Below are 25,306 nucleotides of genomic sequence, written 5' to 3'. Positions count from 1 at the left end.
GGCGGGATAGCGGCGGCGGGGCGGGGGGTCTAGTAGTCCGCCTCCGGGTCGTAGGCGTCCGGGTCGGCGCGCCAGGCGGCGTAGTGGCGGCCGTATTCGGTTTGACCGTTTTTGTCGGGGAAGAAGGCGAGTTCGCGCGTCGGCCAGTGCTCCAAAGGCGGTTCACCAGCTTTCAGCGGGTGCGGCAGTATCACGGATCCGTCACCGAAGGCGGTCTTGAACTGATCGGCTGTAAGGCCGACGTCAGAGAGGTCGTTCGATGCCAGCCGCGCTAATGTGATATTCGCGCGCCCGAGGAGGGCCCCCTGCATCTCCGCTTTCCAGAGTTCGGCCCCCTGCATCTGCGCGTCCCAGAGATAGGCCCCCTGCATCTGCGCGCCCGCGAGGTCGGCCCCCTGCATATGCGCGTCCCCGAGGTTGGCCCCCTGCATATGCGCGTTCATGAGGACGGCCCCCTGCATATGTGCGACCCCGAGGTCGGCCCCCTGCATCTGCGCGACCACGAGGTTGGCCCCTTGGATCTGCGCGCCCGCGAGAAGGCAGCCGCGAAGATTGAGACCGGAGAGGTCGAGCCCCTGCAGGTCGGTGTTTCGCAGATCCAGCCGATAGCCGGGCGCCTTGATCATGTTGCCGCGATATTGCTTCAGCGCATACCGTGCCGCCTCGGAGCGCTCTACCCAGTCCTCGGGCGTCCGTGGCAGATCTGGAAGCGGCTCGTCGAAGGGGCTGTCGCGCGCCTCGACGCCGTCGACATGCCAGGCCGCTTCGATGCGGCGCTGACGATCGCTGCGGCGGCCGATCAGTTCCATCGCGATCTGGATGTCATCGCGGGGATCGAGCGTTTGTTCGAACTTTTCTAGCCGCTGCAGATAGTCGCCCCGCCACCTGTGCCAAACGGCATCAAGATCCGCGCCCTCCTCCGGCTTTGGCAGGTTCAGGTCCGGCGGCTTTTTCGCTCCGCTCGCGGGGGCGTTCTGGCGGATATAGGCTCAGAGGATCTGCATGATCTGGACGTGGAAGCCGAGGTTCTCGCGGGCGATCCGGTCCAGCGCGAAGAGGCCTCCGATGCGGACCTCCAGGTTGGGGACGGTTTCCTCGGTAATGATAGGCTTCTTGAAATCCGGTTTCTTGTCTTCGCCATCCTCGTAGAGAAGCACTCCCTTCGAGTTCTTCCGGTGGCGCCTGACAGTCTTCTCCGCCCCGAGATTCTCCACCGCCTTGTTGATCCGGTCGGTCACGAGGTCCTGCTCGCGGGCGTAGGTCTGGCGCTCTCCCTGCCGGGTGCGGATCAGGGTCAGGGGGAACGCCACGAGGCCCGAGACGCCCGCGACCATCGCGGCAACGGCCAGCAGCGACGTGCGAAAGTCCCGCATATTGCCTTGGTCGCGGGCCGCGAGGTCGATCAGCAACCAGACGAGGCCGTAGAGAAACAGCGCGAAAAGAACGCCCCAGATCGTGACACTCACGGCCGAGATCGGACGAGGCAGGTGGTCTAGTCCCAGCTTCTCGACCCATTCATGGGCTGGTCCGGTGCCTTCTCGCGGAAGAAGCCAAGCCACAACCGCACTGCCCAGCCCGACGACCAGGAGCAGCATCAACCAGAGGGGAATCGTCATCGTCACGTCTGGCAGATTGGCCACGCCGGGCGGGTGGCGCAACGGAAACGGCTTGGCACCCCGCCTTGCGCCCCCCATGTGGCCCGCATAGGGTGCCGCGACTTCTCAGAAGGGGGCGGCAGGCCCCGCCACGACCAGAGAGAGACGCATGTTCGCATCCCCCGCTTACGCTCAGGCCGCAGGCGCTCCGCCGGGGCCCGGCCTCGAGACGTTCCTGCTCCCGATCATCCTGATCGCGATCTTCTACCTCTTCGTGTTCCGCCCGCAGTCCAAGAAGATGAAAGAGCACCGCGCCATGGTCGAGGCCCTGCGCCGCGGCGACCAGGTCGTCACGCAAGGCGGGCTCATCGGCAAGGTCGTCAAGGTCAAGGACGACAACGAGGTCGAAGTCGAACTGGCCGAGGGCGTCAAGGTGCGGGTCGTGCGCTCCACCATCGCGCAGGTGCTGTCCAAGACCGAACCGGCGGCCTGACATGCTGCAGATCGCGGGGTGGAAGCGGGTCCTGATCCTGCTGGTCTGCTTGGCGGGCATCGCGTTGTCCCTGCCGAACGTCTTCTACGGCCGGGTCGAGGCCTATAACGACGCCGCGCGGCTGGTCGAGGCGGGCGGGCAGCCCGATGCCGAGCAGACCGCCGCGCTGGAAGGCTGGCCCGATTTCCTGCCCTCGGGGCTGATGAACCTGGGGCTGGACCTGCGCGGGGGCGCGCATCTGCTGGCCGAAGTGCAACTGGCCGACGTCTACGAGTCGCGTCTGGACGGCTATTGGCCCGAGGTGCGCGACGCCCTGCGCGACGTGCGCGACCAGGTCGGCACGATCCGCCGGCAGGACGCGCCGCCCGGGGAGTTGCGTGTCCGCATCGGAGAGCCCGCCGGCATGGAGACCGCGCTGGCCGCGGTCCGCGCTCTGGCCCAGCCGGTCGCCAGCCTGACCGGCGTCGGCGCCACCGACATCGCCGTGCGCGCCGAGGGGGACGTCATCGTCGTCACGCTCTCGGAAGAGGAGGCGCGCGCCACCGACGACCGCACCATGCAGCAATCGCTGGAGATCATCCGACGGCGCGTCGACGAAGCCGGCACCCGTGAGCCGACGATCCAACGGCAGGGCGCGGACCGGATCCTGATCCAGGTGCCGGGGATCGGCTCGGCGACGGAATTGAAGGAGCTGATCGGCACGACCGCGCGGCTGACCTTCCACTCGGTCGTGCGCCGCACCTCTGACGGGGCGGAGCGGGGGAATGCCGACGAGCTGCTGCATCCGTCGATGGATGCGGCGGATGGCGGGCTCTTCTACGTGCTGGACCGGACCCCGGTGGTGACGGGCGACGATCTGGTGGACAGCCAACCGGCCTTCGATCAGAACGGCCTGCCCGCCGTTACCTTCCGGTTCAACCCGTCGGGGGCCCGTGCCTTCGGTGTCTGGACGACGCAGAATGTGGGGCAGCCCTTCGCCATCGTGCTCGACGAAGAGGTGATCACCGCCCCCGTCGTGCGCGAGGCGATCACGGGCGGATCCGGACAGATCACCGGCAGTTTCACCGTCGAGGAGGCGAACCGCCTCGCCATCCTTCTGCGCGCTGGCGCACTGCCCGCCGAGATGGAATTCCTCGAAGAACGCACGATCGGGCCGGAACTCGGTCAGGACAGTATCGACGCGGGCCAGATCGCCGCGATCATCGCGCTAGCCGCCGTGCTCGCCTTCATGGTGTTGAGCTACGGATTGTTCGGGATCTTCGCGAGCGTTGCGCTGGCGATTAACATTGCGCTGATCTTCGGGGTGCTGTCTCTGATCGGCGGGACGCTGACGCTGCCGGGCATCGCAGGGATTGTGCTGACCATCGGTATGGCCGTCGACGCCAACGTGCTGGTGTTCGAGCGCATCCGCGAAGAATTGAAGACCGCCAAGGGCCCGGCCCGCGCCATCGAGCTGGGCTACGAGCGCGCGCTGTCGGCGATCGTGGACGCCAACATCACGACGTTCATCATCGCGACGATCCTGTTCACGCTCGGCTCCGGCCCGGTCCGCGGTTTCGCCGTCACCCTGGGCATCGGGATCCTGACATCGGTCTTCACGGCGATCTTCGTCACCCGCCTGCTGGTCGTGTTCTGGTTCGAGCGCCGCCGCCCAAAGACGATCGAGGTCTGAGATGCGCCTTCGCCTGGTTCCGCAAGAGACGAATTTCGACTTCTTCCGTTTTCGGAAGGTGACGTTCGGGGCATCGGTCGTCGCGATGATCGCATCGCTTCTGATCTGGGCGCTGGTCGGTCTGAACTTCGGGATCGACTTCCTGGGCGGCACGACGATCCGGACCGAATCGACGCAAGCGGTCGATGTCGGCGCCTACCGGGACGCGCTCCAGCCGCTGGGCCTGGGGGACGTGGTGATCTCGGAAGTGTTCGATCCGACCTTCGCGCCGGACCAGAACGTGGCGCAGGTCCGCATCCAGGCTCAGGAAGGGGCCGAGGCCGTCACGCCAGAGACGATCCTCGCCGTCGAGGAAGCCCTGCGCAACGTCGATCCATCGATCAGCTTTCCCAGTGTGGAAAGCGTCGGGCCCAAAGTTTCCGGAGAGCTGATCTGGACCGCGATCCTGGCCGTCGCTGCCTCGCTTGCGGCGATCCTGGTCTATATCTGGCTGCGCTTCGAATGGCAGTTCTCGATCGGCGCCATCGCCGCACTGGTGCACGATGTCGTCCTGACGATCGGGATCTTCAGCCTGCTTCAGATCCGCTTCGACCTCGCGACGATCGCCGCGATCCTGACGATCATCGGCTACTCGATCAACGACACGGTCGTCCTGTTCGACCGGCTGCGAGAGAACCTGATCAAGTACAAGAAGACCCCTCTGCAGGAGGTCATGAACCTGTCGACCAACGAGACGCTCAGCCGGACGTTGATGACGTCCGGGACGACCCTGCTGGCGCTGATCGCGCTCCTGGTTCTGGGCGGGGATGTAATCCGGGGCTTCGTCTTCGCGATCACGTGGGGCGTGATCGTCGGCACCTATTCGTCGGTCTACGTGGCGAAGAACGTGGTGCTGATGTTGGGCATCGACCGGGATCCGAAGAAACCTTCGGATGCCGGGACGCAGTTCGCGGACGTGGATGCATGATTGCACCCTCTAGAATGTGAGGGTGCCCAGAGCATGTAGGCGGAAGCCCGAGATCAGAAGCTGGTCTGAATCTCGTAGTTCTTCATAACCTGGCTGATGTCGCCCGTTGTGTCATCGACGCCCTGGCGAACCACAATCAGAACCGCAAGGCCCAGGCCGCAGATAGCCGCGGTCAAGGCAACGAAGTCAACGGTGACGGCGCCGGTTTCATCTGAAAGAAAATGGTTCATCTACTCTCTCCAGTCCTATTTCGCATCCTGAATGCAGGACTAAATTGACGAGAGTTTGTCTCGTGAAGGGTCGCCTACCGACAAGAGCCGGACGATTTTAAGGACAATTCAACGCGTCAGCCGCAGGAAATCCTCGTCCCAGCCCTCGACCTTTGCGATTTGGTGAACCTTGTCGGGATCCGGGTTGACGTCAGCATCGAGGGTAAGGCCGGTCATGTGGAACATGCGGTCCAGCCCGGTGGAGAGGTCCGAAAGCCGCTCTCGGTCCTGTCCTCTGGCGAGATGAGGGGCGACCTTCTCTTCCAGGTCATTGATATAGACACCCACGACAAGCAGCTCCGCCGGCTCGAGGCGACCAAGGGCCGCAAGCCAGGTATCGTGGAAGTCCTGGTCGTGGATTTTTCGGTTCGCAAGCGGGGAGGCCGGACGCGACGCGGAGACGGTTTGATGCGAATGAACGGCCCGCACTCCAGGGTCGGAAACGCGCGCGGCATTTCCGTCAAGGCTCCAGCCTGCGCCTGCAAGCAGGGCAGCCCCGGCGGCGGCCAAGACGAGAAGGCGACCACCGCACGGGACTGTTCCTGTACCAAGTCTACTCATGACTAACCTCATCCTGCCTTTCTCCGGCCTTAATTTCGCACCGGGACGTGGCGACACCATGGCGCGATTGACGTAGGACCGGGGACAATGGACGCCTTTCTGCCTGTCTCGTTTCCGACATTCGCTTGGCTGACTGGAATCGCGATCCTGGCGGGGCTCGTGAGAGGGTTCGCGGGGTTCGGGACTGCCTTGATCTACGTCCCACTCGCGGGAATCGTGCTTCCCCCGATCTGGGTCCTGATCACTCTGACCGTAATGGATCTCTTCGGTCCGTTACCGAATGTTCCCAAGGCATGGAGGGAAGGGCGGCCGCGTCAGGTGTACGCTCTTCTGCTGGCAGCGTTTCCGGGCCTGCTGCTCGGGCTCTGGCTGCTGGACCGGCTCTCAGAGGACGCGTTCAGATTGCTCGCGTCGATGATCTGTCTCGCGACCGTTGCGCTCATGCTCGCCGGGTGGCGCTGGCGGGGACGGATGACGCCATCCGTCCTCGCATCCATCGGCGCGACGAGCGGGACACTGGGCGGTGTGAGCGGCCTTCCCGGGCCGCCGGTCATCCTTGCCTACGTGACCGCACCGCTCCCAGTGGGTGCGATCAGGGCGAACGTCCTGCTCTATCTGGTCGGATGGGACATCATGCTGGGCGCGACACTGGCCTTTCAGGGGCGGCTGTTCGGACCACCCCTCGTACTCGGGTTCGCGCTGATCCTTCCCTACATCGCCGCGAATGTGGTCGGGGCGCGGCTATTCTGCCCGGAGGCGGAACGGCTATATCGGCGGATCGCATTCCTGCTGATCGGCGGAGCGGCGATCGCCGCCCTGCCGATCATGTGAGGATCAAGGATCAGAGGTTCAGAAGGGCATCCTGCTGAGCGCTTCCGAGGCCCATCTTTCCCATGGCGTTGGTCACAGCGGACGCGTCGATATTCGTCGACGTGCTCCGCGTTGTCTCGCGGTCGATATACGCCTGATCCACAGCGGCGACGAAATCCTGCACGTATTCGCCCTGACTATTGTAGCCGTCGTAGCTCGTGCCCTGCGCCTCGGCGGAAGCGACGTTGACCGCATCCTGCATGTAGATCCGGTTCGTGTACGAGCCGAGCGCATCGAGCTCTTCGATGGTCAGGCCCTTCAGCCCGGCCAGGTAGGCATCGTAGAGGGCTGCATCGTTCGGCGTGTAACCGCCATCGACGAGGATCGCGTCACCGCCATTGTTCATCAAATGCAGTTCTGTCGATGCAGTCGCGGAGAACCCGCCAATGCCGAGGCCGATCACGCCGGCACCGAAGATGGCCGTTCCGGTCACGAGGGCAGTGAGGACAGCCCAGTCAACGGTAATGGTACCGGTTTCGTCAGTTAGGAATGTGTTAACGGAGCACATCAAAATCTCTCCAGCATTTCGTCTAATTGTGATGACTTTCCTACGCCTCGAATGTGGCAAAAATGGGCACGGATGGCTGCTGGGCCCGGCCTGACCGATGTCAATTCTACCTCAACCGCAGGGATTGTAGCGGGGGACGCTGCAATGCCCCCAACTGGTCACCGCTGCGCCGTGTCGGCCGCCAGAATCGCCCTGCCTTCTGGGCGAAGGAGAGGCCGGAGCGAGGCGCGCCCTTGGCGTGTCCGCGTCGCGGAGCTAGGTCGGTGCGAAACGGAGGTCGCGATGGAGATCAAGGAAGTCACCTTTGACGGGGTCCGGCCCTTCGATGGCTACGGACCCGGGTTCTTCCGCATCGCCGGAGAGGTCCATGAAGGACCGGTCCTCGCGAGAGCGGGTATGATCCGCGGCTGGGGCGGAATGTCCGACATTGCGGCGCTCACCGATCTCGCGGGGGAGGTCGACTTCATCCTTTTGGGAACAGGGGCCGAGATTGCCCATGCGCCCGCCGACCTTCGTGCTGCCGTGGAGGAGGCCGGGTTGGGGTTGGAGACCATGGCCAGTCCGGCCGCGTGCAGGACCTACAATGTCCTGATCGGGGAGGATCGTCGCGTCGCGGCCGCGGTCCTGCCGGTCGGGCAGACGGCGGGCGCGTGAGGCGGCGCCGGAACGGGCTGCGCTGAATCGTTCTGTCGCGGGAACCGGATGCGGCTCGATGAGGTTCGGCTTTCAAGACCTCCATCATGAAGCGAGCGATCCGATGAGCTTGGAAATCTTTCTGGCAGGATTTGCCGGCATCGCCTTCGTCACCTTCCTCATCTTTGTCCTGACCGGCAGGTCGAGGTTGGAGGAGGAAATCGAAGACGCGCGTCTGCCCCGTTCGGCGCGCGCGAAGAAGGCCGCCGGGACACCTGTCTCTGACGGGAGGTGACCACATTCCGTCCGGCTGATGGCGGGCGCTTGCACCTCCCCGGATGTAAGGCCATCATCACGCAATGACATTTGATGAAATGAAAGGGGCTGGAGGAGAGGTACGCCTTCCGTATCAGGCCTTTTCAAACTGGTTCGACAGCGAAGACCCCAAGGGGTTGCAAGCCAAGTCCCGTGAAGCCGACCAGCTGTTCCGCCGGATGGGCATCACCTTCAACGTATACGGAGATCCGGACGCGACCGAGCGTCTGATCCCTTTCGACATCATCCCGCGCATCATCTCCGCCCGGGAGTGGAGCCGTCTGAGCCGGGGGATCGAGCAGCGGGTCCGGGCGCTGAACGCTTTTCTGCACGATATCTATCACCGCCAGGAGATCATTCGATCCGGGCGCCTGCCAGCCGAGATGATCGCGCGGAACGCCGCCTATCTCTCGCAGATGATCGGGGTCACGCCGCCGGGGGATGTCTGGACGCATATTGTTGGGATCGACCTGGTCCGCACCGGGCCCGATGAGTTCTATGTCCTCGAGGACAATGCCCGAACGCCCAGTGGCGTGAGCTACATGCTCGAGAACCGCGAGACGATGCTGCACATGTTTCCGGAGCTGTTTCAGCTCAATCGCGTGCAGCGGGTGTCGCGCTATCCCCAGAACCTGCATGAAAGCCTTGCCGCCTGTGCGCCGCCGGCGTGTACCGACTCGCCGGTGGTGGCGGTGCTGACGCCGGGGATCCACAACTCCGCCTATTACGAGCACAGCTTTCTGGCCGATCAGATGGGCGTCGAACTGGTCGAGGGTCATGACCTTCGGGTCGTGGACGGGCGCATCGCGATGCGGACGACGCGGGGGTATCAGGCGATCGACGTCCTCTACCGGCGGGTCGACGACGATTTCCTCGACCCGCTGAATTTCCGGCCCGACAGTGTTCTCGGCGTGCCGGGCATCTTCGACGTCTACAGGGCGGGCGGTATCACCATCGCGAACGCGCCCGGTACCGGCGTGGCCGACGACAAGGCGATCTATAGCTACATGCCCGAGATCGTGGAATTCTACACCGGCGAGAAGCCCGTGCTCGAAAACGTGCCGACCTGGCGCTGCTCCGAGCCGGACGCGCTGGCCCACGTTCTCGACAATCTTGATGAATTGGTCGTCAAGGAGGTTCACGGCTCGGGTGGATATGGGATGTTGATCGGCCCGGCCGCGTCGAAGAAAGAACTCAAGGCGTTCCGGAAGAAGCTGGAAGCGCGGCCATCGAATTACATCGCCCAGCCGACCCTGTCCCTGTCCACTTGCCCGATCTTCGCTAAGAAGGGTCTCTCGCCGCGACATGTAGATCTGCGGCCCTTCGTTCTGGTCTCGCCCAACGGGATAGATATCACACCCGGCGGCCTCACCCGGGTCGCGCTCAAGAAGGGGTCGCTCGTGGTGAACTCGTCTCAGGGCGGCGGCACCAAGGACACCTGGGTGCTGGAGGAGGAATGAGAGGGGAAGGTCAATCCACGGAGCACCGCCCTTCCGGACTGGGGGGCGGAGCCTTTGGCGGTCTGCTGCGCAAGAAGCCGCGCGCGCCGAATCTGGGTTTTTTTTTGGATGACCTTCACATGCGGGGCGAAATTGGTTTTCCGGAGCTCAGTCCGCCGGGACGGCCGCCGAGAGACGTCGGCGCTTGGGAAAGGATCCTGTTCGGTTGCGTCGCGCTCGTTCTCGGAAGTCTGGTGGTCTTCGGCATGCAGGCCCATCTCGTGGATCCCACAAGCGATTTCTTCCGCTTCGGAGCCGCCGTGGCGATCGCTCTCTGCGCTGCGGCCGCTTGGCGTTCGGTGATCTGGGGGACGGACTTCGCGACGCGGCATGCGCGCCATTTCCGAGGGCCGTTCGGGCATCTGAGGTTCGCATGGCGTCGAGGAGCCCATGTCTGGGCCTCGTTCATCTCGGCCATCTTGATCCTGCGTATCCTGTTTCCGGGCCAGCCTTTGATCGAGGAGATGGCGCACCCGATGCTCCTGACCATGTTCGGCGCCATCGCTTTCGCTTTCGTCGGGTCGTTCCACTACCCCGCACGTGACGTAGGGGGGATCTGAGGATGCTCGGCAAGACGGCGGGCGGGCTTCTGTGGATGTTCCGGTATCTCGAACGGGCCGAGAACCTGGCGAGGCTGGTCGAGACAGGCCAGCGCATCGCCCTCACACGGCCCGACAGGGAAGATAGCGAATGGGCGTCGATCCTCGCGACCGCGGCGGCTCGCGATGCCTATGATGCCCATCATGACGAGGTGTCCGGCGACGCCGTGATAGACTGGCTGTTGCGTGCCAAGGAAAACCCGACTTCGGTCATGGCCTGTCTCGATGCGGCCCGGATGAACGGCCGCCTGGTTCGCACGGCTCTGACCCGAGAGGTCTGGGAGGCGGTGAACGAAGCCTGGATGGCGGTCCGCGATGCTTTGGCCCGTAAGGTATCGACACGGGACCTGCCGGCCGTGCTGACGACGATCCGTCAGCGCAGCGCGTTCGTGCGCGGGACGCTGCACGGGACGATGATGCGCAACGATCAGTATGATTTCGCGCGGCTCGGTACTTTCCTCGAACGCGCCGATGCGACGGCACGGCTGTTGGATGTGAAGTACTACGTCCTCCTGCCAAGCGCGGCCGGCGTCGGCTCGCGGCTAGACAACGCCCAATGGGAGGTGATCCTGCGTGGCGTCTCGGCCGAAAGCGCCTTCCGCCTGGCACACGGGCGGTCCAGCGGTGCCGCCGAGATCGCCTCGTTTCTCATTCTCGACGGGCGCATGCCGCGCAGCCTCCAGTTCTGCTACAGCAAGATCGGCGGCAATCTTGAATGGCTCGAACGGACCTACGGATTGCGCCAGCCGTGCCACGACATGGCCGAGGACATCTGCGGGATCCTGCGGCGTGCGACGATCGAGAGCATCTTCGACGAGGGGCTTCACGAATTCCTGCAAGATTTTCTGTCCCGAAATGCCGCGCTCGCCGGGCAGATCGAAACGGACTACCGGTTTGCCGCATGACCAAGCTCTCCATCCGCCACATCACGCATTACCGTTACGACCAGCCGATCGTTTACGGTCTGCAGCAGGTCCGCCTGACGCCGAAGTCGCGGGCGGGGCAGAATGTCCTGAACTGGCAGACCCATGTCCGGGGCGGCCGGGTCGAATGCGCATTCGACGATGAACACGCGAACCGCGTCCAGTTGATCGGGCTGGAGCCCGGCGCGACCGAAGTCGTCGTGACGGCCGAGGGAGAGGTGGAACTGACGGACGACACCGGCGTCATCGGCAGCCATGGCGGTTACATGCCCCTTTGGATGTTTCTGCGCCCCACGGATCGGACGCGGCGGGGCCCCGGAACGCTCGGCCTCGTCCGCGAACTGCGGGGGATGGACGACCAGCTTGCCCAGATGCACGCGCTATCCGACGCCGTGCGCGACGCGGTGACTTACGCGACGGGCACGACCCATGTCGACATGACTGCCGAAGAGGCGATGGAAGCGGGCACTGGGGTCTGCCAGGACCACGCCCACATCTTCGTGACCTGTGCCCGCCTGCTGGATAGGCCCGCCCGCTACGTGTCGGGCTATCTGCGGATGGACGAACGCGAGGAACAGGACGCGACCCATGCCTGGGCCGAGGCCTATGTGGACGATCTTGGGTGGGTCGGGTTCGACGTATCGAACGGGATTTCTCCGGACGCGCGGTATGTCCGCGTCGCGACGGGGCTCGATTACGACGATGCCGCGCCGATCCGGGGGTTGAGGCAGGGAAGCGGGACGGAGACGATGGAGGTGAACCTCCATGTCACCCCCGGACGTCTGCCCGACGTCGGTACGTCTCATCCAGAAGGGATGCAGTCCCAGCAATAGTCCCACTGGGGCTTAGGGGTCTCCGCCGACGAAGTCCCACCGGCCCGCAGCCTCCCATGGGCCGCCGCGATACCACCAGAGCGCCAGCGCCTCGAACCGTCCCTTGGACGGCTCGAACGTCGCCCGCAGGCTGTCGAGTGTCGCAGCGGCGACCTCCGGCGCGACTTTGTTCTGCACGGTCACATGCGGTCTGAGGCCCCCTTGATCTTGCTGGGTGAGGTCGAAGTCCCATTCCCTGACAAGCCGACCCTTGAGCGATTTCGCCTTCGGCGCGTCGAGCCTGTAGGCGACGCCCCGCTTCGACAGGCCGAACGGCTCTGCAACCTCGAACGGCAGGGGGCCCGTCGCCAGGGCGGCCCCGGCCAGCGACTCGACGATCGCGTCCATCCGATCGGAAGGCAGTTTGTGGAATACGGTCACATGGGCCCCGACGAACAGCCGGTCGGGAGGGAAATGCGCCTCCCGAACAGTGTCGAAGAAATCGCGGGACCGAGGATCCATTTCCAGCGTTACGATAAGCGGGTCCATAATGGATCAAACTCGACCGATGTCGTCGCGTTCCGGATTGCGCGGCGACGGCGGGCCATGCGAAGTCCTGTCCGAGCAGACAAACGGACTCTCCCAATGACCTATTGCGTCGGCCTGCAACTGGATCGCGGCCTCGTCTTTCTGTCCGACACGCGGACGAATGCGGGCGTGGATAACATCTCGGTGTTTCGAAAACTCTTCACCTGGGAGATCCCGGGCGAGCGGGCGATGGTGCTGTTGACCGCAGGCAATCTGGCCACCACTCAAGCGGTCGTCTCCCTTCTGGACGAACGGAACGTCGCGGCATCCGAGCGTAGTCCCAGCCTTCTGACCGTACCGAGCATGTTCCAGGCGGCGCGTCTCGTGGGCGACACGCTGCAACAGGTCATCGCCGAACGCCGGGACGGCGGCCAGAGCCAGGCCTCGACGTTCAACGCGACGATCATCCTCGGGGGGCAGATCAAGGACGGGCCGCCGCGTCTCTATCTGATCTATCCCGAGGGCAATTTCATCGAAGCGCAGCCCGATACGCCGTTCTTCCAGATCGGAGAGACGAAATACGGCCGTCCGATCCTCGTGCGGGCCTACGACCCGGCCATGAGCTTCGAGGAGGCGACGAAACTGCTGATGGTCAGCTTCGACTCGACGATCAAGGCGAACCTCTCGGTCTCAACGCCGCTGGATCTGCAAGTGCTGGAAACCGATGCGTTGCGCCTCGGCGTGTCACGTCGGATCGAGGATACGGACGCAGATTGGCGGGCGATCTCCGATGGGTGGTCCGACGCGTTGCGGTCGGCATTCGACAGCCTGCCGGGCGTTACGCTCTGATCGAAGGCCGTTTTCACCCGGACGGCTTCCGGTCGCATTCCGGACCCGGGTAGCCTTTCGCCGACCTGCGACCCTCCGGGCGGTTGAAGCGGCGCCGCGCCCCGCTACACCGGGGGGATGCTGCTTTCCGTCCGCGACGTCGTCAAAACATACAGCACCGCGGATGGCCCGCAGGTGGTGCTCGATGGTATTTCCCTTGATGTCAAGGCGGGCGAGAGTCTCGCGCTGACCGGCGAAAGCGGCTGCGGCAAGTCCACGCTCCTCCATCTCTGTGCCGGTCTCGACACGCCGGATCGCGGGCGGATCGAGATCGAGGGCACCGACATCGCGTCGGCCGCCGACGCAGAGCGCGCGAGATTGCGGCGCGAAGCCGTGGGGCTGGTGTTCCAGCAGTTCAATCTGATCCCCTCGTTGACGGTGCGCGACAACCTGACCTTCCACGCCCGCCTTGCTGGCCGCGGAGTGGACCCCGCCACACTTGCGGATCGCCTCGGTCTGACGCCTTTTCTGGACCGATGGCCCGAACAGCTTTCCGGCGGCCAGCAGCAGCGTGTTGCGATCGGCCGGACACTTGCGGCGCGGCCGCGTCTCATCCTCGCCGACGAGCCGACGGGCAACCTGGACGAGGCGACCGGCGATGCGGTTCTCGAAACGATGCAAGAGGCCGCATCCGAGAGCGGGGCGGGCCTGCTCATGGTCACCCATTCGGAGCGGCTCGCCCGCCGGATGGACCGACGGCTGCACCTCCGCGCGGGGCAGGTCGCATGATGGCGGCGGCGCTCCGCGCCCTCGGCGGGCATTGGAGGCGACACCCGTTGCAGCTCCTGACGCTGGTGATCGGACTGGCGCTGGCGACGGGCCTCTGGACGGGGGTCCAGGCGATCAATGCGCAAGCCCGCAGCAGCTATGCCGAGGCGGCTGTGGTCCTCGATCGGGATGCCCTGCCGCGTCTGACCGGCGAGTTGACCTTGCAGGATTTCGCAGCGGCCAGACGCGCAGGCTGGAACGTGTCCCCGGTGATCGAAGCGCGTGTGCCGGGCACCTCGCTGCGTCTTGTCGGTCTCGACCCGTTCACTTCTCCGCCCGGCAGTGCGACCGCGCCATTGGGCGAGACCGAAACGTTGGTCGCGTTCCTCGCCGGAGAAACGGTTCTGGTCGCCCCGAACACCCTTTCGGAGCTTCCCGTCGGTCTGTCGGGGACGGGCGTGGATGGAATCGCACCGGGCATCGTCCTGGCGGATATCGCTGCCGCACAGAGGATCCTCGAAACAGACAGGATCGACGCGTTGTTGATCCTTCCGACGCCAAGGGACGGATTGACGCCTCTGACCGAACTGATCCCGGGCAGCGCGCGCCAGGAACCGGCCGGGGAGGGGGGTGATATCGGGCGGCTGACCGACAGCTTCCACCTCAACCTCACCGCGTTCGGTCTGCTCGCATTCGCCGTAGGCCTCTTCATCGTCCACGCGGCAATCGGGCTGGCATTCGAGCAACGCAGGCCCCTGTTCCGCACGTTGCGGGCGCTGGGGCTGCCATCCCGCACGCTGACGCTTTGTCTCGCGCTGGAACTGGCCGCGTTGACGCTGGCCGGTGGGGCGATCGGGATCGTCCTGGGATATGCCGTGGCCGCGGCCCTGCTTCCCGGCGTGGCGGCCACGCTCTCCGGGCTCTACGGGGCGCGGGTGGATGGGGGGCTGACGCTGTCGCCGCTCTGGTGGCTATCGGGTTTCGCGATGGCCGGTGCAGGCCTCGCCATCGCCGGCGGGCGGAGCCTGTGGCAGCTTGCGACGCTTCCGGTTCTTGCGCCGGCGATGCCGAGGGCCTGGGCGCAGGCGCGGATATCGACGCTGCGCTTGCAGGCGATCACCGGCGTCGCGCTGCTGGCCGGCGCGGCGATCCTCGCGCTGACGGCGACGGGACTGATCGCTGGGTTTCTTCTGCTCGGGGCGCTTCTGCTGGGCGCGGCTCTCTTGCTGCCCCCACTGTTGATGCGCGTTCTGTCCCTCGGGGCCCGCAGCGCAACCGGGCCGGTGACCCAATGGCTTTGGGCAGATGCCCGTCAACAGATCCCCGGTCTGAGCCTTGCCCTGATGGCGCTGATGCTCGCGCTCTCGGCCAATATCGGCGTCAGCACGATGGTCGGCAGCTTCCGCGGCACGTTTACGGGATGGCTGGATCAACGCCTCGCGGCAGAGCTGTATCTCTACGCAGAGGACGAAAGTCAGGCGCGCGAGATCGCCCGGTTTCTGGAGGACCGCGTCGACGCCGTCCTGCCCATCGTCGCGGCTCAGGCGAACCTGGAGGGCGCGCCGGGCGAGATCTACGGGCTGCTGGACCATGCGACCTATCGCGAGAACTGGCCTTTGCTGGACCAGGTGCCCGACGTCTGGAGCCGACTCGCGGCGGGAGAGGGCGCGCTGGTGAACGAGCAGCTCGCCCGGCGCGAGGACGTCTGGACGGGCACGCATGTCGACCTGGGCAGCGGGGGGCGCTGGCCCGTGCTGGGGGTTTACTCGGATTACGGAAACCCACGGGGTCAGGCTTATCTGGGACTGGACGCGTTTCGCGACCGCTTTCCCGAGACGAGTGCGACGAGGTTTGCCGTCCGCGTGGCACCGGAGCGGGTCGAGGCGGTCTCCGAGCAACTCGCATCGACCTTCGATCTGGCACCCGATCGGGTCGTGAATCAGGCTGAGATCAAGCAATTCTCGTTGAACGTCTTCGAAAGGACGTTCGCGGTGACCGGAGCCTTGAACGCCTTGACGCTGGGGGTCGCGGCCTTCGCGCTCTGGGCCTCGCTGACGACCCTCAGCGGGATGCGCGTGCCACAGGTCGCGCCTCTCTGGGCGTTGGGACTGACGCGCGCACGGATTGCGCAATTGGACCTGATCCGGGCGGTTGGACTCGCTCTTCTGACCGCCCTGCTCGCGATCCCGGTCGGCATCGGACTGGCCTGGGCGCTCTTGGCGGTGGTAAATGTGCAGGCCTTCGGGTGGCGTTTGCCCCTGCGGGTGTTCCCGGTCGACTGGATCGTCCTGTCCGGTTGGGCGCTGCTTGCGGCGGCGGCCGCGGCTGCGCTGCCGGCTGCCCGGTTGTGGCGGATGCCGCCGGCCGATCTTGTGAAAGTCTTCGCCCATGAACGGTAAAGCCATCCGGATCGTCCTGACCGCGGCCTTGGTCGCCGTGTCGTCCACCCCAGCCGCGTCGCAGGGCTTCGCCGGCCTGGGCCAGGGTGGCGAGGGCTTTGCCCTTCCAGAACGGGGACGCGCCTTCACCTTCCCCGAGGATCACGGGCCCCATCCGGAGTACCGGATTGAATGGTGGTACCTGACAGCGGTGCTCGAAGGCGAGGACGGACGCGACTACGGGATCCAGTGGACATTGTTCCGGTCCGCTCTGACGCCCGTCGGTCCGCAGGTCTGGATGGGCCATTTCGGTCTGACTACGCCGGAGGCCCATTTCAGCGGCGAGCGTTTCGCTCGCGGAGATGTGGGCCAAGCGGGCGTCATGGCCCAACCGTTCGCGGCGTGGATCGACGACTGGCGTCTGGAACGGAACGGTGCCGGAGACGGGGACGAACTCGACAGCTTGAGGCTCAGCGCCGATACCGGCGAGGCTGGATACGAGCTATCCTTCGTGGCGACCGGGCCACTCGTGCGCCACGGAGAAGACGGGTTCAGTGTGAAATCGGCCTCCGGTCAGGCCAGCTATTACTATTCGCAACCGTTCTACGATGTCGGTGGGACGCTTCGTCTGCCGGATGGTGATGTCGAGGTGACGGGCCGTGGCTGGCTGGATCGGGAATGGTCCTCCCAGCCGCTGGAAGACGATCAGGAAGGGTGGGACTGGTTCTCATTGCACCTGACCGGGGGGGAGCGATTGATGGCGTTCCAACTGCGTGGCGGGACACCGTTCACCTATGCCTCCTGGATCGAGCCTGACGGGACGGTGACGCCGTATTACGGCGAGTTGGTTCTGGATCCGCTGGATCTTTCCGACGTTTCCGGCCGGGATGTGCCGACGACATGGCGCCTCGCGCTACCGCCGGAGGGGGTCGACGTGACGGTCACGGCAGTCAATCCGCAAAGCTGGCAAGGCACGTTGTTCCCCTATTGGGAGGGGCCCGTCACCGCAGAGGGCACCCATTCGGCACGCGGCTACCTGGAGATGACCGGATATGAGTGACGGTTGGGCGTCGCTGGACCGCCTCGAAGATCATCTGTGGTCCCGGATCGAGCGGGCCTGCTCCGTGTCCGACGATCCATGGCGCCTCGTCGCGCTGGCCACAATTGGCCAGAAAGGCCCGCAGGTGAGGACGGTTGCCTTGCGCGCCTGCGACCGGAGCGCGCGTGCGGTCGAGATGCACACCGATGCCCGCACACCGAAGGCAAGACAGATCGGGATCGACCCCCGCGCCCAGATTCTGCTCTGGGATCCGAACACGCAGGAGCAGCTTCGTTTGTCCCTCGATGTCGAGATCGTCCGTGGGGATCGCGATCGTTGGTCCCGTATCCCGGAGGCCTCGCGCGGGAATTACGGAACGGATCCCACGCCCGGTACGCCGATTGCCCATCAGGATGCCTTCGATCGGACACCCGCTCTAGAACGGCATGCGGCGCTGGTCGGACGGATCGTGGAGATAGATGCCGTCAACCTTTCGTCCGATCCCCATCTGCGCGCGCAATGGAACGGGATGTGGGTCTGGGTCGCCCCGTAGGGCCTTAGATCTCGAACGGCTCCAGCACATTCGGCAAACGGACGTCGATCCCGGGCAGCGCGGCGGCAAGGGGTTCCGCGGATTGCGCCAGGATCGGGAAGGTCCCGTAGTGGCATGGGATGACCGTCTTGAAGTCGAAGAAGCGCTTCGCCGCCCAGGCTGCCGCGTCGATATCCATGGTATAGTGCCCGCCACAGCACAGGATGCCGATATCGGGCTCATAATACTCACCGATCCATCCCATATCCGCCATCACATCCGTGTCGCCGGACACGTAGATGCACCGGTCTTCGCCACGGATGATGAAGCCGGCTTCGGATCCAGCGACACCGAGTTCGTCCGAGAAATCGACGCTGCTGGAATGGACGGCATTCACCATGGTCACGCGGACGTCGCCGAAGCGGATGGTGCCGCCCTTTCCGAACCCGATGCACTCCGCCGCCGAGAGGGCGGGCGATTCCGATAATTCGTGAATGCAGGCGATCGGGACGCCCAGTTTGGCCGCGATGCTTGCAGCGTTCGAGGCGTGGTTCCCATGTCCGTGGGTGAGCAGGATCGCCGTCGCGCCTTCGATCGCCTGCGGACGTCGCTCTTCGGGAAAGGCCGGATTCCCCGCGAGCCACGGGTCGATCAGCAGGATCTGCTCCCCGATTTCGAGACGAAAGCCGGAATGGCCGAGCCAGGTGATCCTCATATGCCTTCTCCCACTGTCGATATCCGCAGCATGGCCGATTTGTCGGGCCGGTAAACGGTTTCTTCAGGCCTCGGCCCCTATCGGGTCTGCATGAGCGACTCGAACCGCCCCATCATCATCAAGCGCAAGAAGGTCTCCGGGGGTGATGGCCATCACGGTGGCGCGTGGAAGGTGGCTTACGCGGATTTCGTAACCGCGATGATGGCCTTCTTCATGCTGATGTGGCTGCTGAATGCGACGACCGACAAGCAGCGCAAGGGGCTTGCCGACTACTTCAACCCGACCGTCCCCGTGGCCCGTAGTTCAGGCGGCGGCGATGGTGCCTTCGGGGGCAACTCCCTCGTCGATGCGAGTGGCGATGTCCGCGAGGGGACGGGCGGCATCACCGAGACGCAACTGGCCGGCTTCGGGGAAGGGGCCGAAGAGAGCATGCGCGCCGTCGAGGATGCGCTGCTCGGCAGGGGCGGCGACAGCCTCGTGGAGGATATGGATCGTCGCAACGTCACCGCGAGGGTCACCGACGAGGGTTTGGTGATCGAACTCTTCTCCCTGCCAGAGACACCGCTTTTCACCTCCGAGGCAGATCCGGAACCGATCCTGCGCCGGCTTATCGCGACCGTCGTAAGTCAGGCGGACCGCACTTCGGGCGGCATATCGATCGAAGCCCACGTTGCGAGGCCGCCCCTCGTACGGCGTGATCTTCCGGTCTGGGAACGGTCGATCGCCCGGGCTCAGACCGCCCGACGCCTCATGCTGGTCGCGGGTCTCGATGAAACGCGACTCATGCGGGTGACCGGCCATGGCGATCGCCGACCCGCCGCCGATCCGGCCGCGTCCACGCGTAACGATCGCATCGAGATCATCCTGCTTCGACCGGATGCGTAGCATTCGATTTATCACGTCTGGCTCGGTTCACCCGGCCTTAACCCTCGCTGGTCAGGTTTGCATCGATACGGGACCTGCCGGGCTTCACCGCTGATCCGACCGAAAGGACAGACATGACGATTTCCTCCTCGCTCAATGCCGGCGTTACCGGGCTCAACGTCAACGCAAGCCGGCTGGCGACGATCTCCGACAACATCTCGAACTCGGCCACCTTCGGATACAAGCGGGCGGTTGCCGAATTTCACTCCCTGGTCTTGGACCAGAGCCGGGGCGCCTATTCGGCAGGCGGCGTCCGGGTCACGACCGGCCGGGCGGTCGACCAGCGCGGAACCCTGATCACGACCAACAACGCGACCGATCTTTCCATCGGAGGGCGTGGCATGCTCCCGGTGACGCCGGAATCCTCGCTTAACAGCGAAAGCGGTGAGGTCCCGCTGCGGATGACGACCACCGGCAGCTTCCGGCCCGATTCGAACGGCTATATGCGAACCGAAAGCGGACAGATCCTGTTGGGCTGGCCCGCCAACCAGGACGGCAATGTGCCGAGCCAGCCGCGTGACACGGCGAGCGGTCTCGTCCCCGTCCGCGTCGACTCGAACCAGTATGAAGGGGATGCGACCACGTCGATCACGCTTGGCGTGAATCTCCCCGCGACCGAGACCAGCGCAGGGGCCTCCGGCGATCCGATTGGATTTCCGCTCGAGTATTACGGCAATCTCGGCCAGCCGCAGAATCTGTCCTTCGAATTCTCGCCCACCGTCCCGGCCGCAGGGTCCAGCAACGAATGGACCCTGACGATCGATGACGATGCCCTGGGAACGCAAATTGGCGAGTTTACCATCACGTTCGACGACAGCCGTGATCACGGTGGCACGATCGCGACGGTCGTCAATGGCGCGCAAGGCACCTACGATGCCGGGACGGGTTTGATCACGGTAACGGCGCAATCCGGTCCGATCACGATCGATATCGGCAGGCCGCTGGAAGCGCGTGGCCTAAGCCAGGTCTCCGAAGTGTTCGCGCCTGTCGCGATCACGAAGAACGGATCGCCCGTCGGCAATCTCGCCTCGATCGAGGTCGACTCCAACGGCTTCATGTACGCGATCTTCGACACCGGTTTCACGCGCACGATTTATCAGGTGCCGGTCGTCGATGTCCCGAACCCCAACGGGCTTCAGGCGCTTCCCAACCAGACGTACCAGGTCGGCTCGGAATCGGGTGCGTTCTATCTCTGGGATGCAGGTGACGGCCCGGTCGGCGATATCGTCGGTTTTGCCCGCGAAGAAAGCGCAACGGATGTCGCCTCAGAGTTGACCAACCTGATCCAGACACAGCGCGCCTACAGCTCCAACGCGAAGGTCATCCAGACCGTCGACGAGATGCTGCAGGAAACCACCAACATCAAGCGGTGATCCGCTGAAAGGTTGACCAATGTCCCTCTCTTCCGCCCTTTCCGCCGCCGTCAATGGCCTCGACATCGCGTCCCGACGCGCCAGTATCGTCGCATCGAACGTGTCGAACGCCGATCGCCCGGGCTACGCGCGGCGTGATCTCGCCGTTGAGCCAATCTCGATCCATGCGCCGGGCCTCAAGGCGACGGTCCAGCGGCAACGAGACGCGGGATCGCTGGCGGTCCTACGAGACGCGACGGCAGGTGCTGCCGGCGCGGGTATCGGGTCGGCATTCTGGTCGGACATCGTCTCTGCAATCGGAGAACCCGATGCGCCAAACAGCCTGTCAGGACGGATCAATGCTTTCGAGATCTCTCTGACCGACGCCGTCGCGCAACCCGGGTCGCCGAACAGGTTGGCCGTTCTTGCGGAGGCCGCCAATGATGTCGTGGGAAAGATCAACGAGATCTCCGGCGAAATCCAACAGTCCCGTCAGAACGCGGAAGACCAGATCGTGAATGAGGTCGCTTCCCTCAATGCCGATCTCAAGGCAGTCGCGGATCTGAACGGTGCGATCTCCTCGGCCGTTGCCGGGGGCGCGGAATATGCCGCATTGGAGGATCGTCGTGATGCGCTTCTCTCCAAGATCTCGGAAAGCCTGGAAATCAAGGTGCTGCAGCGGGATTTCGGTGCGGTGGCTTTGGTGTCGAAGGGTGGCTCGATTCTGCTCGATGGAAAGCCTGCAGAGATCACGTTCACTCCCGTCGTTGAAGTGACCCCGGACCGCACCTTGGGTGCTGGCCTCAACGGTCTTTTGGTCAACGGAAGAGACGTGCCAATCCAGTCCGGGACGGGATCAGTCGGCGGCGGACGCCTTGCGGCTTTTTTCGAGACAAGAGACAACGATGCGGTTTTGGCCCAAGCCGAACTTGATGCGCTCGCCGACGACCTGGTGCGGCGCTTTTCCGATCCGGCGACCGATCCAACGCTTCTTCCCGGCGATACAGGCCTCTTCCAGGATCCGCTTGGTGGAACGCCGGGGGCCGCGAGTAGGCTGGAACTGAACCCACTGATCAATCCAAAGGACCCAGCGACGCACTTTCGCCTGAGAGATGGTCTCAATGCGACTGCGCCGGATTTTGCCGCACCTGTCGGCAACCTTTCCCGCATGATCGACGCGCTGGCCCGCCGACAGATCCCGGCCGACCCCGTGCTCGGGTCGGGCGCCAACAGTTTCCAGGGCCTCGCTGCCGCGCGACTATCAAACGCATCGTCGGCGGCCTCCCGCGCGGAAGGGCAACGCTTCGATGCGGAGTCTATCCTCGCTACTGCGCGGGAACACGACTCGGAATCCGGGGTCGATGTCGACGAGGAGATGCGACGCCTTATCGAGATCGAACAGCAATATGCGGCAGCGGCACGGGTCGTCCAAGCCGTTGATGAGATGATGGAACGCTTGACGAGGTTCTGAGATGCCGATGACCAATTTCTTGAGCACGAGCTCTCTGGTTAGCTCCCTCGCCTTGCCGAGTCAGCGGACGAGAGATGACGTCCGAAGTCTCTCGGCCGAGTTGTCGTCCGGACGTCGCACGGATGCGGGATCTGCTCTGAGGCACGATTTCTCAGCATTCGCTATCGCCGAGAGAGACCTCGCGCTCCACGAGTCGATGCGCCAATCAGTCGAAGCGGGGCGGCGGTTCGGCGATGCCGCTGCGATATCGGCGGACAGGTTATTGGTGGAGATCCAGACAGTTCGGGATTCGCTGGTTCCATCGGTCACCGGGGCCGGTCCCGAGATTGCTACAGTCGCGGAGGCTGCGGAACATGCAATCAATCGAATTGTGGACGCCATGAATGTCCGAAGCGATGGCCGCGCCATTTTCGGTGGTGGCCATGCAACCCTTGACGCAGTCTCCGCTGCCTCGACCATACGGGGTGACCTGGATCTCCTCGCAGCCGCCGCGACCGATCCCGACGCGCTTCAGCAGTCCGTCGAAGCGTACTTCGCAGCGGGTGGACCTTTCGAGACGACAAGGACGGTTCCATTGCCGACGGAAGCGCCGTCCTTCGTAACGGCAGGGGCGCGGGAAGAATGGACAATCAGTGTCGCCGATCCTTCGGTCCGCACTGCTCTGGAGGGTGTGGGGTACGCTTATGCTCTCGGTCAAACATCGTTCGATCAAAGCTTGGTCGAAGCTGTCCTCGTGGACCGCTTGCCGGCGGCTGTCGCGACTTCCGCGGACGGGGCGATCGGATTGCGGGAGTCGATTGGTCGTTTCGAAGCCGACATGCAGCGTGCTTTCGATGACGTGAAGCGGCTGGGCTTCGACGCAAGCAGGCGACGGAACGAGCTTGTCGGCGCCGACCCATATCTTACGGCGACCCAGCTCGAGCAGGAAACCACGCGATTGGAGACGATCTATACGCTGACGGCGCGACTTTCACGGCTGAACCTGGCGGAACGCCTCGGATGACGTTGCTGATCAAGCGGGGCGTGGCCAGAAAACTGGACAGCGTACGAAGGTCAGTTGCGTTTGGTTTGCTCGCTTTGCTGACCAGCTTCACGTTGTCGCTTCAGCCCGCCATGGGCCAAGGCATTCGCCTGAAGGATCTCGTCGATTTCGGTGGGGTCCGTGGGAATGACCTGGTGGGCTACGGACTGGTCGTCGGGCTCGATGGGACCGGCGACGGGCTGCGCAACGCGCCGTTCACCGAAGAGATCATGACTTCGATCCTTGAGCGGATGGGCGTCAATGTCACAGGCGAACAGTTCAGGCCGAAGAACGTCGCGGCCGTCATCGTGACCGCCGCTCTCCCTCCATTTGCGCGGACAGGCAGTCGGATTGATGTCACGATCTCCGCCATCGGTGACGCGGAGAGTCTTCTTGGAGGCACACTCGTGATGACCCCGCTGACGGCTGCGGACGGGGATGTGTATGCTGTCGCCCAAGGAACGATCGTGGCCGGCGGCGTGACCGCAGGAGGAGATGCGGCGGAAGTGACTGAAGGTGTCCCGACATCGGGCATCATTTCTTCAGGTGCGCGAGTGGAGCGAGAGGTCGCTTTCGACTTCGAGAGCCTGACGCAACTCCGTCTTGCGCTGCGCGAAGCGGACTTCACGACGGCCGCGAGGATTGAGCGGGCCATCAATCGGGATCTGGGAGGGGAACTGGCCAGAATGACGGATGCCGGTACCGTCATCGTGGATGTCGCCAGAGCGCGGCGTGCGTCACCGGCGCATCTGATCAGTGAACTCGAGAATATCGAAGTCGCTCCGGAAAGACGTGCGCGTGTCGTCGTCGATCAGAAATCGGGAACGATTGTCATGGGGGCGGATGTTAGGATCAGTCAGGTCGCCGTTTCACAAAACAACCTGACGCTACAAGTCGAAGAGGCACCAATTGCAGTGCAGCCCAATCCTTTCTCTCCGGGGGAAACAGTGATCGTCCCGAGAACAGGCGCCGGCCTTCGCGAAGAGCCCGGACCCGGTCTTTCGATCGTTCGCGGCGGCACCACGTTGTCGGAGGTGATCGCCGGGCTGAATGCTCTCGGCGTATCCTCGCGAGACATGATCGACATCCTGCAGACCATCAAGGCAGCAGGTGCTCTTCATGCGGAACTCGTTGTTCGATAGGGACAGTCTTCTGTCCGTGACTGACTCTGTTGCGCAAAACGGGTGAGGGCCGCACGTCCCCTTTCCCCAGACGGATTTACCCTATGGGTTCTGTGATGGGGATGCCGAGCGCGGTGTAGTCGTTCAGCACGGCGGCGCGGATGTGAAGTTCAGCGACCTGGCGATCGAAGTCGCGCGCCATTACGCCCTGTCCCAGCAGCTTCACGCGGTGCATCTTTGTCTCGGCGTGGCTTCGGCGGTGGTATCCGCTCCACTTTCGCCAAATCGCGCGACCAAGGAATTTCGATGCGCGGAGAGCCGGAATCCGAGCGATCGCGCCCGTGGTCGCCGGCTTCCCCGGCTTGGCGTGTTTTCGGGGAGGTATGACGGTATGTGCACCTCGGCTGGCGATAGCGTCATGGCATTTGCGGGTGCTGTAGGCACTGTCCGCAGTAACCGAGCCGATCTCCAGATTGGCGGGGATCTGGCTTAGCAGCTCAGGTAGCATGGGTGCATCATCGACGTTGCTACCGGTTACTTCTATGGCGCGGATTTCCAGATTCTGTTCGTCGACGCCGATGCGGATCTTGCGCCAGACACGGCGTTTCGCGCCATCATGCTTGCGGGCGTGCCACTCGCCTTCGCCCTCCGCCTTTATGCCGGCGCTGTCGACCAACAGGTTCAGCGGCCCCAGCGCGCCACGGTAGGGAATGGTCACGGCCAAGGTATTCTGGTGCCTGCTCAACGTGTTGAAATCCGGCGCCGTCCAGTCGAGACCGACTAGGCGCAGCAGGCTCTCGACGAAGCCTGTGATCTGCCTGACCGCCATGCCGAACAGGACCTTCAAGGTCAGGCAGGTGGAGTTCCCGCGGTTTCGTGTACGGTTACGGGCTAGAGGGCTCTAGCGCTTCGA

Annotated in this window: 27 protein-coding genes and 1 pseudogene; 20 read left to right on the top strand and 8 right to left on the bottom strand. The window is 64.2% G+C overall.

From position 1 onward, the window contains the following. Positions 1–29: 29 nt before the first annotated feature. Entirely contained in the window at positions 30–809 is a 780-nt protein-coding gene (locus tag jaqu_RS20470) for a pentapeptide repeat-containing protein (RefSeq protein ID WP_052500769.1), read from the bottom strand. A 180-nt stretch (positions 810–989) separates the two neighbouring features. Continuing rightward, positions 990–1,616: a hypothetical protein gene (locus jaqu_RS04380; RefSeq protein ID WP_043917733.1), complete on the bottom strand. Its 627-nt coding sequence runs from the start codon at positions 1,614–1,616 to the stop codon at positions 990–992. A 148-nt stretch (positions 1,617–1,764) separates the two neighbouring features. On the opposite strand from jaqu_RS04380, the gene yajC reads away from it, so the two are divergent. The 3 genes from yajC to secF are packed head-to-tail and all read left to right on the top strand — an operon-like array spanning position 1,765 to position 4,727. Then, positions 1,765–2,088, top strand: a complete 324-nt coding sequence (gene yajC / locus jaqu_RS04375) for a preprotein translocase subunit YajC (RefSeq protein ID WP_043917732.1) — start codon at positions 1,765–1,767, stop codon at positions 2,086–2,088. A gap of 1 nt (position 2,089) precedes the next feature. After that, positions 2,090–3,760, top strand: coding sequence for a protein translocase subunit SecD (gene secD, locus jaqu_RS04370; protein ID WP_043917731.1), 1,671 nt, complete (start codon positions 2,090–2,092; stop codon positions 3,758–3,760). A 1-nt stretch (position 3,761) separates the two neighbouring features. Continuing rightward, the gene (gene secF / locus jaqu_RS04365) at positions 3,762–4,727 is read left to right on the top strand and encodes a protein translocase subunit SecF (RefSeq protein WP_043917730.1); all 966 of its coding nucleotides are present in this window, start codon (positions 3,762–3,764) and stop codon (positions 4,725–4,727) included. Positions 4,728–4,780: 53 nt separating this feature from the next. Here secF and jaqu_RS21310 read toward each other — a convergent pair whose 3' ends face one another. Together jaqu_RS21310 and jaqu_RS21575 are read right to left on the bottom strand one after the other, a co-directional pair. Then, positions 4,781–4,957, bottom strand: a complete 177-nt coding sequence (locus tag jaqu_RS21310) for a pilus assembly protein (protein WP_141134282.1) — start codon at positions 4,955–4,957, stop codon at positions 4,781–4,783. Between the two features lie 108 nt (positions 4,958–5,065). After that, complete coding sequence (locus tag jaqu_RS21575; protein WP_161793822.1) at positions 5,066–5,284, bottom strand: hypothetical protein; 219 nt, start codon at positions 5,282–5,284, stop codon at positions 5,066–5,068. Between the two features lie 360 nt (positions 5,285–5,644). Between jaqu_RS21575 and jaqu_RS04355 the strand changes: the two genes are divergently transcribed. Continuing rightward, complete coding sequence (locus jaqu_RS04355) at positions 5,645–6,388, top strand: sulfite exporter TauE/SafE family protein (protein ID WP_043917728.1); 744 nt, start codon at positions 5,645–5,647, stop codon at positions 6,386–6,388. Positions 6,389–6,398: 10 nt separating this feature from the next. Here the strand turns inward: jaqu_RS04355 and jaqu_RS04350 are convergent, their stop codons facing one another. After that, positions 6,399–6,860: a hypothetical protein gene (locus tag jaqu_RS04350; protein ID WP_043917727.1), complete on the bottom strand. Its 462-nt coding sequence runs from the start codon at positions 6,858–6,860 to the stop codon at positions 6,399–6,401. Positions 6,861–7,217: 357 nt separating this feature from the next. Here jaqu_RS04350 and jaqu_RS04345 point away from each other — a divergent pair, with 357 nt between their 5' ends. From jaqu_RS04345 to jaqu_RS04320, 6 genes are all read left to right on the top strand, one after another. Next, on the top strand, positions 7,218–7,589 hold the full coding sequence (locus jaqu_RS04345; RefSeq protein ID WP_043917726.1) for an Mth938-like domain-containing protein: 372 nt from the start codon (positions 7,218–7,220) through the stop codon (positions 7,587–7,589). Positions 7,590–7,692: 103 nt separating this feature from the next. Continuing rightward, positions 7,693–7,863: a hypothetical protein gene (locus jaqu_RS21570; RefSeq protein ID WP_161793821.1), complete on the top strand. Its 171-nt coding sequence runs from the start codon at positions 7,693–7,695 to the stop codon at positions 7,861–7,863. Between the two features lie 64 nt (positions 7,864–7,927). Further along, a complete protein-coding gene (locus jaqu_RS04335) occupies positions 7,928–9,343 on the top strand; it encodes a circularly permuted type 2 ATP-grasp protein (RefSeq protein ID WP_043917724.1) in 1,416 nt (471 codons plus the stop codon). A gap of 245 nt (positions 9,344–9,588) precedes the next feature. Then, a complete protein-coding gene (locus tag jaqu_RS21305) occupies positions 9,589–9,942 on the top strand; it encodes a hypothetical protein (RefSeq protein ID WP_141134281.1) in 354 nt (117 codons plus the stop codon). Between the two features lie 2 nt (positions 9,943–9,944). Continuing rightward, a complete protein-coding gene (locus jaqu_RS04325; RefSeq protein ID WP_043917722.1) occupies positions 9,945–10,886 on the top strand; it encodes an alpha-E domain-containing protein in 942 nt (313 codons plus the stop codon). Next, on the top strand, positions 10,883–11,737 hold the full coding sequence (locus jaqu_RS04320; RefSeq protein WP_043917721.1) for a transglutaminase family protein: 855 nt from the start codon (positions 10,883–10,885) through the stop codon (positions 11,735–11,737). Before jaqu_RS04325 ends, jaqu_RS04320 begins: the two co-directional genes overlap by 4 nt. A gap of 12 nt (positions 11,738–11,749) precedes the next feature. On the opposite strand, the gene jaqu_RS04315 is transcribed toward jaqu_RS04320, so the two are convergent. Beyond that, complete coding sequence (locus tag jaqu_RS04315; RefSeq protein ID WP_043917720.1) at positions 11,750–12,265, bottom strand: 2'-5' RNA ligase family protein; 516 nt, start codon at positions 12,263–12,265, stop codon at positions 11,750–11,752. 96 nt (positions 12,266–12,361) lie between these two features. Here jaqu_RS04315 and jaqu_RS04310 point away from each other — a divergent pair, with 96 nt between their 5' ends. The 5 genes from jaqu_RS04310 to jaqu_RS04290 all read left to right on the top strand — a co-directional run bounded on the left by jaqu_RS04310 (position 12,362) and on the right by jaqu_RS04290 (position 17,810). Beyond that, positions 12,362–13,093 (top strand): proteasome-type protease, encoded by a 732-nt coding sequence (locus tag jaqu_RS04310; RefSeq protein ID WP_043917719.1) that lies wholly within the window; start codon positions 12,362–12,364, stop codon positions 13,091–13,093. Between the two features lie 117 nt (positions 13,094–13,210). Then, a complete protein-coding gene (locus jaqu_RS04305) occupies positions 13,211–13,861 on the top strand; it encodes an ABC transporter ATP-binding protein (protein ID WP_043917718.1) in 651 nt (216 codons plus the stop codon). Next, positions 13,861–16,239 carry an ABC transporter permease gene (locus jaqu_RS04300; protein WP_043917737.1) on the top strand — a complete coding sequence of 793 codons (2,379 nt, stop codon included), beginning with the start codon at positions 13,861–13,863 and terminating at the stop codon, positions 16,237–16,239. The genes jaqu_RS04305 and jaqu_RS04300 overlap by 1 nt, the downstream gene beginning before the upstream one ends. Then, complete coding sequence (locus jaqu_RS04295) at positions 16,229–17,278, top strand: lipocalin-like domain-containing protein (protein ID WP_043917717.1); 1,050 nt, start codon at positions 16,229–16,231, stop codon at positions 17,276–17,278. The genes jaqu_RS04300 and jaqu_RS04295 overlap by 11 nt, the downstream gene beginning before the upstream one ends. Then, entirely contained in the window at positions 17,271–17,810 is a 540-nt protein-coding gene (locus jaqu_RS04290; protein ID WP_052500768.1) for a PNPOx family protein, read from the top strand. The genes jaqu_RS04295 and jaqu_RS04290 overlap by 8 nt, the downstream gene beginning before the upstream one ends. A gap of 4 nt (positions 17,811–17,814) precedes the next feature. Here jaqu_RS04290 and jaqu_RS04285 read toward each other — a convergent pair whose 3' ends face one another. Continuing rightward, complete coding sequence (locus jaqu_RS04285) at positions 17,815–18,504, bottom strand: metal-dependent hydrolase (RefSeq protein WP_043917716.1); 690 nt, start codon at positions 18,502–18,504, stop codon at positions 17,815–17,817. A gap of 90 nt (positions 18,505–18,594) precedes the next feature. Here jaqu_RS04285 and jaqu_RS04280 point away from each other — a divergent pair, with 90 nt between their 5' ends. From jaqu_RS04280 to jaqu_RS04260, 5 genes are all read left to right on the top strand, one after another. Continuing rightward, positions 18,595–19,389 carry a flagellar motor protein MotB gene (locus jaqu_RS04280; RefSeq protein WP_043917715.1) on the top strand — a complete coding sequence of 265 codons (795 nt, stop codon included), beginning with the start codon at positions 18,595–18,597 and terminating at the stop codon, positions 19,387–19,389. 113 nt (positions 19,390–19,502) lie between these two features. Next, positions 19,503–20,801: a flagellar hook protein FlgE gene (locus jaqu_RS04275; RefSeq protein WP_043917714.1), complete on the top strand. Its 1,299-nt coding sequence runs from the start codon at positions 19,503–19,505 to the stop codon at positions 20,799–20,801. A gap of 19 nt (positions 20,802–20,820) precedes the next feature. After that, positions 20,821–22,251, top strand: coding sequence for a flagellar hook-associated protein FlgK (gene flgK / locus jaqu_RS04270; protein WP_043917713.1), 1,431 nt, complete (start codon positions 20,821–20,823; stop codon positions 22,249–22,251). A 262-nt stretch (positions 22,252–22,513) separates the two neighbouring features. Next, on the top strand, positions 22,514–23,254 hold the full coding sequence (locus jaqu_RS04265; protein WP_141134280.1) for a hypothetical protein: 741 nt from the start codon (positions 22,514–22,516) through the stop codon (positions 23,252–23,254). Between the two features lie 110 nt (positions 23,255–23,364). Next, positions 23,365–24,414: a flagellar basal body P-ring protein FlgI gene (locus jaqu_RS04260; protein ID WP_043917735.1), complete on the top strand. Its 1,050-nt coding sequence runs from the start codon at positions 23,365–23,367 to the stop codon at positions 24,412–24,414. Positions 24,415–24,490: 76 nt separating this feature from the next. Here the strand turns inward: jaqu_RS04260 and jaqu_RS04255 are convergent. Beyond that, a pseudogene (locus jaqu_RS04255) lies at positions 24,491–25,252 on the bottom strand (IS5 family transposase); the annotation flags it as partial. Positions 25,253–25,306 lie beyond the last annotated feature (54 nt).

The organism is Jannaschia aquimarina, assembly GCF_000877395.1.
Taxonomy (GTDB): domain Bacteria; phylum Pseudomonadota; class Alphaproteobacteria; order Rhodobacterales; family Rhodobacteraceae; genus Jannaschia; species Jannaschia aquimarina.
The sequence above is the reverse complement of the archived record's forward strand: the minus strand, read 5'-3'. Positions and strand labels throughout refer to the sequence as shown.

Excerpts from the sequence above, each read along its gene's own strand:
- jaqu_RS20470 (WP_052500769.1), bottom strand. The coding sequence starts at position 809 with ATGGAACTGATCGGCCGCCGCAGCGATCGTCAGCGCCGCATCGAAGCG.
- jaqu_RS04380 (WP_043917733.1), bottom strand. The coding sequence starts at position 1,616 with ATGACGATTCCCCTCTGGTTGATGCTGCTCCTGGTCGTCGGGCTGGGC.
- yajC (WP_043917732.1), top strand. The coding sequence starts at position 1,765 with ATGTTCGCATCCCCCGCTTACGCTCAGGCCGCAGGCGCTCCGCCGGGG.
- secD (WP_043917731.1), top strand. The coding sequence starts at position 2,090 with ATGCTGCAGATCGCGGGGTGGAAGCGGGTCCTGATCCTGCTGGTCTGC.
- secF (WP_043917730.1), top strand. The coding sequence starts at position 3,762 with ATGCGCCTTCGCCTGGTTCCGCAAGAGACGAATTTCGACTTCTTCCGT.
- jaqu_RS21310 (WP_141134282.1), bottom strand. The coding sequence starts at position 4,957 with ATGAACCATTTTCTTTCAGATGAAACCGGCGCCGTCACCGTTGACTTC.
- jaqu_RS04355 (WP_043917728.1), top strand. The coding sequence starts at position 5,645 with ATGGACGCCTTTCTGCCTGTCTCGTTTCCGACATTCGCTTGGCTGACT.
- jaqu_RS04345 (WP_043917726.1), top strand. The coding sequence starts at position 7,218 with ATGGAGATCAAGGAAGTCACCTTTGACGGGGTCCGGCCCTTCGATGGC.
- jaqu_RS21570 (WP_161793821.1), top strand. The coding sequence starts at position 7,693 with ATGAGCTTGGAAATCTTTCTGGCAGGATTTGCCGGCATCGCCTTCGTC.
- jaqu_RS04335 (WP_043917724.1), top strand. The coding sequence starts at position 7,928 with ATGACATTTGATGAAATGAAAGGGGCTGGAGGAGAGGTACGCCTTCCG.
- jaqu_RS21305 (WP_141134281.1), top strand. The coding sequence starts at position 9,589 with ATGCAGGCCCATCTCGTGGATCCCACAAGCGATTTCTTCCGCTTCGGA.
- jaqu_RS04325 (WP_043917722.1), top strand. The coding sequence starts at position 9,945 with ATGCTCGGCAAGACGGCGGGCGGGCTTCTGTGGATGTTCCGGTATCTC.
- jaqu_RS04320 (WP_043917721.1), top strand. The coding sequence starts at position 10,883 with ATGACCAAGCTCTCCATCCGCCACATCACGCATTACCGTTACGACCAG.
- jaqu_RS04315 (WP_043917720.1), bottom strand. The coding sequence starts at position 12,265 with ATGGACCCGCTTATCGTAACGCTGGAAATGGATCCTCGGTCCCGCGAT.
- jaqu_RS04310 (WP_043917719.1), top strand. The coding sequence starts at position 12,362 with ATGACCTATTGCGTCGGCCTGCAACTGGATCGCGGCCTCGTCTTTCTG.
- jaqu_RS04305 (WP_043917718.1), top strand. The coding sequence starts at position 13,211 with ATGCTGCTTTCCGTCCGCGACGTCGTCAAAACATACAGCACCGCGGAT.
- jaqu_RS04300 (WP_043917737.1), top strand. The coding sequence starts at position 13,861 with ATGGCGGCGGCGCTCCGCGCCCTCGGCGGGCATTGGAGGCGACACCCG.
- jaqu_RS04295 (WP_043917717.1), top strand. The coding sequence starts at position 16,229 with ATGAACGGTAAAGCCATCCGGATCGTCCTGACCGCGGCCTTGGTCGCC.
- jaqu_RS04290 (WP_052500768.1), top strand. The coding sequence starts at position 17,271 with ATGAGTGACGGTTGGGCGTCGCTGGACCGCCTCGAAGATCATCTGTGG.
- jaqu_RS04285 (WP_043917716.1), bottom strand. The coding sequence starts at position 18,504 with ATGAGGATCACCTGGCTCGGCCATTCCGGCTTTCGTCTCGAAATCGGG.
- jaqu_RS04280 (WP_043917715.1), top strand. The coding sequence starts at position 18,595 with ATGAGCGACTCGAACCGCCCCATCATCATCAAGCGCAAGAAGGTCTCC.
- jaqu_RS04275 (WP_043917714.1), top strand. The coding sequence starts at position 19,503 with ATGACGATTTCCTCCTCGCTCAATGCCGGCGTTACCGGGCTCAACGTC.
- flgK (WP_043917713.1), top strand. The coding sequence starts at position 20,821 with ATGTCCCTCTCTTCCGCCCTTTCCGCCGCCGTCAATGGCCTCGACATC.
- jaqu_RS04260 (WP_043917735.1), top strand. The coding sequence starts at position 23,365 with ATGGGCCAAGGCATTCGCCTGAAGGATCTCGTCGATTTCGGTGGGGTC.